General features: G+C 60.9%; 1 pseudogene (running past one end of the window). It reads right to left on the bottom strand.

What is annotated here, in order from left to right:
- Positions 1 to 233: pseudogene (locus AQ12_RS21765) on the bottom strand (HAMP domain-containing protein); its annotated part reaches 888 nt to the left of the window's first position; the annotation flags it as partial.

Below are 233 nucleotides of genomic sequence, written 5' to 3' on the forward strand. Positions count from 1 at the left end.
TGCGAAGGACGAGAGCTGGTCCACCATGGTGTTGATCGTGGCTTTGAGTTCCAGGATTTCGCCCTTCACCTCCACCGTGATCTTCTTGGAAAGGTCACCGGCCGCTACGGCAGTCGTCACCTCTGCAATGTTCCGCACCTGGGCGGTGAGGTTGGAGCCCATCGAGTTCACCGAATCGGTCAAGTCCTTCCAGGTGCCGGCCACGCCCTGCACATCGGCCTGTCCGCCCAGCT

Source organism: Caenimonas sp. SL110 (assembly GCF_001044395.1).
Classification (GTDB): domain Bacteria; phylum Pseudomonadota; class Gammaproteobacteria; order Burkholderiales; family Burkholderiaceae_C; genus Ramlibacter.